Consider the following 6,523-nt stretch of genomic DNA (forward strand, 5'->3'; position numbering starts at 1 on the left):
GACCGGCCGGAGCGGCACCGGCGTCCCGCCGGGTACCGCCCGACCTCGGACCACCGGCAGCCCGGCCACCGTCGCCGCGCCAATCGCCTCGCCGATCAGCCTCGACTTGCCGATGCCCGCCTCGCCGACGATGACGACGGTGCCTCCCCGCCCGCGCAGGGCGGCTGCGTCGATCGCCGTCCGCAGGGTCGCCCACTCGCGCTCCCGGCCCACGAGCTCCGGACAGCGCAGCTCACCCTCCACGCGTGGAGGTGTAGCAGCGTCAGCCGTCGGGGTCGAGGGCCGCTCGCCACCGCCGGGCCGCCTGCTCTACGGCGACGTTGTCAACGCGTCGGTCAACAGCGCCACCAGCGCCTCGAGCTGCACGTCCGCGGAGGACGACACCTCGTCCTCCGCGCCGTCCAGCGCCCGGGCCGCGAGCCCGGCCTTGCCGTCGATCAGTTCGGCGATCCTCGCGTCGATGGTCTGGGCGGCGATGATCCGCCACGCGGTGACGGGCTCCGTCTGCCCGATGCGGTGGCTGCGGTCGATGGCCTGGGTCTGCTCCGCGTCGGTCCAGGAGAGCTCGGCGAGCACGATGTTCGAGGCCACCTGCAGGTTGATCCCGACCCCGGCCGCGGTGAGCGAGCAGACCGCGATCGCGACACCGGCGTCGTTCACGAACGCGTCGATCTGCTTCTGCCGGACCGTCCGCGTCTGGTCGCCGCGGATCGAGGAGAACCGGATCCCGGCCTTGGCGAAGGTCGCCTCGGCGGCGTCCATCACGTCGACGTGCCGGGCGAAGAAGACGACCTTGCCCGCGCTGCGGGCCAGCTGGGCCGCGTAGTCGGCGGCGAGGCCGGCCTTCGCGCGTCCGAGGCGCCGCATCATGGCGAAGACGTTCTCCGCCGCGTTGTCCGAGCCCCCGGCCTCGGTCGCCTCCTTCCGTTCCCGGATGGCGATCCTGCGCACGAGGTCGTGGTCGATCCCGTCGGCAGCGAGACCAGCGGGATCGGCGGGGCCGGACGTGCGCCGGGCGAGTGCGGCCTCGTAGCGCTGCACCATGCGGCGGGCGAGGCGCCGCTCGGCCTCCCGGATCGACCGGCCGACCGTCTCGTCCAGCTCGACCGGAAGGTCGGCGATCCGCCGGGCCGGGATGTCCGCGGCGACGTCGACCTTGCGGCGGCGCACGATCCCGAGATCGACAACGCACTGGCGGGCGGCCGGGTAGAACCCGGCGTCGGCCGGGGTCAGCCCCGTCTCCTCCAGCGCGTGCATCAGCTCGGGGAGCGGCTTCGTGTCGTCGATCCAGCCGAGGAACTGCCAGATCGCCCGGAAGTCCTCGATGTCGTTGATCAGCGGCGTGCCGGTCAGGGCCATCAGCAGGGGGCGCGCGACGCGGGAGCGGATGCGCTCGGACAGCTCCAGCACGTACTGCGAGCGCTGGGAGGTCTTGTTCTTGATGAAGTGCGCCTCGTCGATGACCATGCCGCGGAAGCCGAGGTCGCCGATCCAGCCCACGTGGCGGTCCAGCACCTCGTAGTTGACGACGACGATGTCGGCGAAGCCGTCCATCGTGTCGCCGTTGCCGTGGATGACGGTCGCCGACCGGTCCGGGGTCCAGATCGCGGCCTCGCGGGCCCAGTTGGTCTTGACGACGTTCGGCACGACCACCAGCAGCGGATAGGCGTTCGCCGCCCGCGCGGCGAGCAGGGCCTGCGCCGTCTTGCCCAGACCCGGTTCGTCGGCGAGCAGGAAGCTCCGGTGCCCGGCGGCAGCCGCGGCGACCAGCCGCCCCTGGTGAGGCATCAGCTCGCGACCACCCGGCGCACGCAGGGACGACGGCAACGCGGACAGCTCCGGCAGCGCCATGCACGTCGAGGCGCCTGCGCCGGCCCGTTCGAACGAGCTGAACAGCGGCCCGAGCAGCTCCCAGGTGGCCAGGCGGCGCGTCGGGGCGACCGCTTTGGGCCTGGCGGCCGAGAAGTCCGGGGCGAGGAAGGGGTTGGCCAGTTGCCGCGAGATGATCGCCCGCGGCACCACCCGCCGCTCGGCGGTGGGGGCGGCCGACTCCGCCGCCTCGTCCGCGACGGGGGCCACCTCCCTCCCGGCGTCGGCCAACATCGTGCGCATGAGCGCCCTGGCCGCGTCGGACAGGACGGCGTCCTCGGAGAGCAGCGTGAGCAACGACGTGTCGTGCGTGGCCGCCTGCGCGAGGATCAGCGCGATCCCGTCGAGGCGCCGGAGCATCCCTGAGCGGCGGGCGTCGCCACCCTTCTCCGCGCTGCCCGCCTCCGCCTGCAGCCGGGACCGCTCCTGGCGCGCCAGGACCGCGACGACCTGGAACTTCGTGCGGTCCGCGGACAGCATGACCCCGCGTTGCGCCGCGGCCTCGACCTCGGACGCGGCACGGGCGAGCGCCGGAATGATGCCGTCATCCCGGGCACGGCCACGGCGTTGCGTCCCGCGGGCGGTGCGGTGAGCGCGCCGTAGGCGCTGGTCACCTCGAGCCACTCACTACTCCTGCCCCACACGGTCGGAGCCCGATCGCCACCGGCGAACGGGGTCCCACACGTGGTGATTGGTCGTTGCTGGCGCAGGATCTGAACCTGCGACCTCCGCGTGCTGAGCCGACGGAGGCTCCGACTCTCCCATCATAGTCGGTCCCGTCCATGCTCCCCAGGCGAAAGTCCGCCCCACGCACGGCGGATCCATGCCGTCGACCTGCCCTCTCTCGTATGCTCCGCGCCTGGGGGCTCCTCGACCGACGGCGTGAGCAGCCCGAGCACGAGCCGAGAGTCTCGAGGAGCGGAGGCCCCGCCCCTTCTTCGCATCAGGAGAGGTCCGTTGGCAGAGTTGAGGGTGCGGCTGTTCGGAGAGATCGCGGTGATCCACCGCGATCGGCCGGTGACGTTCCCGTCGGCGAAAGCCCTCGAGCTGTTCTGCTACCTGCTGCTGAACCCCGACCGGCCGCACACCCGGGAGAGCCTGTCCGAGGTGCTGTGGCCGTCCGGGCAGCCGGGCATCGCGAAGCGGTACCTGCGCCAGGCGCTGTGGCGGTTCGGCGCGGTGACGCAGGGCTGGCCGGACGGGATCGTGACGATCGGCCCCGAGGTGGTCCGGATGGCGTCGGGGCCGTCGTGGTGGCTCGACGTGCGCGCCGCCGAGAACACGTACCTGCGCACCCGCGATACCCCCGCCCACCAGCTGTCGCACGCCCAGGCCGAGGACCTCGACGCCGCGGTCGACCTGTACCGGGGGGAGCTGATGGCCTGCTGGTACCACGACTGGTGCATCGAGGAGCGGGTCCGTCAGGAACGGATCCACCTGGCGATGCTGGAGCAGCTGATCGGCTTCTGCATGACCCGACGGCTGCACAGCCGCGGGATCGACTACGGGCAGCAGGTCCTGCATCACGATCCGGCGCGGGAGTCCACGCACCGCCTGCTGATCCGGCTGCACCACGGCACGGGGGACCGTACCTCGGCCCTGCGCCAGTACGAGCGGTGCGCCGACGCGCTGGCCGCGGAGTACGGGATCGCCCCGTCGGCCGAGACCGCAGCCCTGCACGAACAGGTCCGCAGTGGCCGGACGGTCGATCCGCCCCAGGCGGCCCGGCCCACGGGTGGCGCCGACAACCTGCACGCCCGGCTGGACCGGCTCCAGGCGGATCTGGGAGCCCTCCGCGCCGCCGTCGAGGAACGGCTCGGCCCGCTGCACTCCCCGATGCTCGTCGGACCCAGGCAGTCCGTGCCCCGGCGGAGGTTCGATGTCGACGACGCCTCGTGAGACGCCGCCTCACGATGCGTCTCCCGTCTTCGCGACATCGCGCGAGCACCTGCTCTGCGAGCTGAGGTGGCTGGACGGGCTGCTGGCGCAAGCGATCCGGCTGGCCCGGGCGCAGGTCGACGCGACGGGGGCGGGCATGTCCGCGTACGTGATCTCCGAGGCGGAGATCGACGCGCTGCTCGACGGCCCCGGCTCCGCTCCCGGTCCACCACCGCAGGCAGACGCGATGCGGGAGCTGATCGCGCTCGCCGCCGAGGCCGGCACGCGGGCCGGGGCCCGCATGCGGCTGCTGGAGCTGGCGCGGGCTTTCGGGCTGTCCGGGTTCGACGTGGACGTCGTCGTGGCCTGCCTCGCGCCCGAGCTGGACCGTCGCTACGAGCGCATCTACGGCTACCTGCACGACGATCTGACCCGACGCTCGCCGAACGTCGGACTGGTGCTGGACCTGCTCTGCCCGGACGAGGAGACGCGCTGGGCAGCACGCGCCCGGCTGAGCACGGCCGCGCCGCTGCGCCGCCACGAGCTGGTACTGCTGGAGGATCCGCCGGACCTGCCCGGATGCCCGCTGTCGAGCCGAACGGCCCGGCTCGCGCCCCGGGTCGCCGCGTTCCTGCTCGACGACGACACCCCCGACGAGCAGCTACGCGACCTGGTCGAGGTCGCCGCGCCCGGCGGGGTCGAGCCCGTGCTGCCGCCGGGGCCGGCCGACCGGCTGGCCGCGCTGGCCGCCGAACCGGCGGCCGACCTGCTCGTGCACCTGCGTGGCGCGCCCGGCACGGGCCGCCGGACGGTCGCGGCGGCGCTGTGTGCGGCGTGGGGATCGGTGCTGCTCGCCGTCCGGGGCGGGCGGGTGGCCGCCGCGGGCGCCGGCGAGCTCGCGGCGACGCTGCGCCGGATCGACCGCGAGGCTCGGCTGCAGGGTGCGCTGCCCTACTGGGACGGCGTGGACGAGCTGCGCCCCGCCGAGCGGGACACGGTGCTGGCCGCGCTCGCGGCCCACCCCGGCCCGGCGTTCGTCGCCGGGAGCGCCAGCTGGGAGCCGCCGGAGGGCATCGAGGTCGTCCGGTTCGACGTCCCCGCGCCCGGCCAGGCGGAACGGCTGCGGTTGTGGGCGGCCGCCACCGCCGGGCTCGACGTGGCCACCGACGACCTCGCGGCGCTCTCCGGGCGGTTCCGCCTCAGCGGGGCCCGCATCCGGGGAGCCGTCGCCACCGCGCGCGGGCTCGCCAGGGCCCGCGCGCCACGCACCCGCGAGGTGACCGTGGCCGACCTGTACGCGGGATGCCGGCTGCGGTCGCACCGCGCACTCGCCGAGCTGGCCCAGGAGATCACGCCGCGGCACACCTGGGAGGACCTCGTGCTGCCGCCGGACCGCACCGAGCAGCTCCGCGAGATCGTCGACCAGGTGCGCCACCGCGGGACCGTCCACGAGCGCTGGGGCTTCGGCGCACTGGCCGGCGGCGGGGGGCTGACGGTGCTGTTCGCCGGCCCGTCCGGGACGGGGAAGACGATGGCCGCCGGCGTCCTGGCCGCCACCCTGGGCCTGGACCTCTACGCGGTGGACCTCTCGTCGGTCGTGAGCAAGTACATCGGCGAGACCGAGAAGCACCTCGCCCGCGTGTTCGACGAGGCCGACGCCGGGAACGCCGTGCTGTTCTTCGACGAGGCCGACGCGCTGTTCGGCAGGCGCACGCAGGTCCGCGACGCCCACGACCGCTACGCCAACCTGGAGACCAGCTACCTGCTCCAACGCCTGGAACGCCACGAGGGGCTGGTCGTGCTGGCCACGAACCTGCGCAAGAACATGGACGAGGCGTTCGTGCGCCGGCTGCACGCCACCGTGGAGTTCCCGGTGCCCGACGAGGCCGACCGGCTGCGGATCTGGACGCGGATCTGGCCGGCCGCGGCGCCGCGCGACCCGGACCTGGACCTGGCCGCGCTCGCCCGGGACGTCGCGCTACCCGGTGGCAGCATCCGCAACATCGTGTTGGCCGGGGCGTTCCTCGCCGCCGCCGACGGCGGAGTGGTGACGATGGAGCACCTGATGCGGGCCACCGGCCGCGAGCTGGCGAAGATCGGCAAGGTGGGGGTGCCGGGCGAGCTGGGCGGGCTGCGCACGCGCTGACCGAGGGCGTGCCCGGTCAGGGTTTCGGCTCGCCCCGCATAGCGCCCGGGTCGTTCCAGAGTCCCTCGAGCTTGTCGACGATGCCCACCACGTACGACGCGATGCTCGGGTGGGCCTCGTCGACGCTGTCCACGCCCGCGTCGATCGCGAGCCGGATCATGTCCGCCATGCGCTCGGAGAACGAGCCTCCCGCGCCGGCCTGCGGGTCGCGCACCGAGGAGACGCCCCGGCAGTTCGGCGCCGGCCGGGTGAAGTGCGGGACGTCCGCGGCGAAGTGGACGGCCGGGCCGGGCACGCCCGCCTGGAGGCCGCGGAGCACGGCGATCACGGCGTCGGCGGCCGCGGAGGTGGTGCAGTAGACGACCATCGTGTCCCGCCGCCACCGCGCCACCGGCTTCGCGAACTTGTACCCGGTCACGCCCGCGATCGCGGCCAGCTGCGCTCCCTGCGCCTGCACGAGGTCGACGCCGGCGTCGGTGAGGTTGGCGTAGACCCGGTACTCGTAGCGGCCCTGCACCACGTCGGTGACGTCGTGACCGTTCGTCGCGGCGAGCTCGGCGTCGGTGATGCTGTGCAGCCCCCGCTTCGCCACCGACTTCACCATGTAGAGGTACACGTCGTCCCGGCCGC

The 6,523-nt window shown here is 73.8% G+C and carries 5 protein-coding genes; 2 read left to right on the plus strand and 3 right to left on the minus strand.

Going from position 1 to position 6,523, the window contains the following annotated elements:
- Nucleotides 1-243: ATP-binding protein (locus AB7J25_RS07420; protein ID WP_428506443.1), on the minus strand; the 243-nt coding region annotated here is incomplete at its 3' end.
- A gap of 66 nt (nucleotides 244-309) precedes the next feature.
- Nucleotides 310-2,349 (minus strand): DEAD/DEAH box helicase, encoded by a 2,040-nt coding sequence (locus AB7J25_RS07425; protein WP_428506445.1) that lies wholly within the window; start codon nucleotides 2,347-2,349, stop codon nucleotides 310-312.
- 477 nt (nucleotides 2,350-2,826) lie between these two features.
- Here AB7J25_RS07425 and AB7J25_RS07430 point away from each other — a divergent pair, with 477 nt between their 5' ends.
- Together AB7J25_RS07430 and AB7J25_RS07435 are read left to right on the plus strand one after the other, a co-directional pair.
- Nucleotides 2,827-3,768 carry an AfsR/SARP family transcriptional regulator gene (locus tag AB7J25_RS07430; RefSeq protein WP_428506447.1) on the plus strand — a complete coding sequence of 314 codons (942 nt, stop codon included), beginning with the start codon at nucleotides 2,827-2,829 and terminating at the stop codon, nucleotides 3,766-3,768.
- Nucleotides 3,749-5,893: an AAA family ATPase gene (locus tag AB7J25_RS07435; protein ID WP_428506449.1), complete on the plus strand. Its 2,145-nt coding sequence runs from the start codon at nucleotides 3,749-3,751 to the stop codon at nucleotides 5,891-5,893. Before AB7J25_RS07430 ends, AB7J25_RS07435 begins: the two co-directional genes overlap by 20 nt.
- Before the next feature lie 16 nt (nucleotides 5,894-5,909).
- Here the strand turns inward: AB7J25_RS07435 and AB7J25_RS07440 are convergent.
- On the minus strand, nucleotides 5,910-6,523 hold a 614-nt coding region (locus AB7J25_RS07440), incomplete at its 5' end, for a hypothetical protein (protein WP_428506451.1).

Source organism: Pseudonocardia sp., from assembly GCF_050246655.1.
Taxonomy (GTDB): domain Bacteria; phylum Actinomycetota; class Actinomycetes; order Mycobacteriales; family Pseudonocardiaceae; genus Pseudonocardia.

Bases quoted from the DNA above. Each gene is read 5' to 3' on its own strand.
- AB7J25_RS07425 (WP_428506445.1), bottom strand. From the start codon at position 2,349: ATGCTGTCCGCGGACCGCACGAAGTTCCAGGTCGTCGCGGTCCTGGCG.
- AB7J25_RS07435 (WP_428506449.1), top strand. From the start codon at position 3,749: ATGTCGACGACGCCTCGTGAGACGCCGCCTCACGATGCGTCTCCCGTC.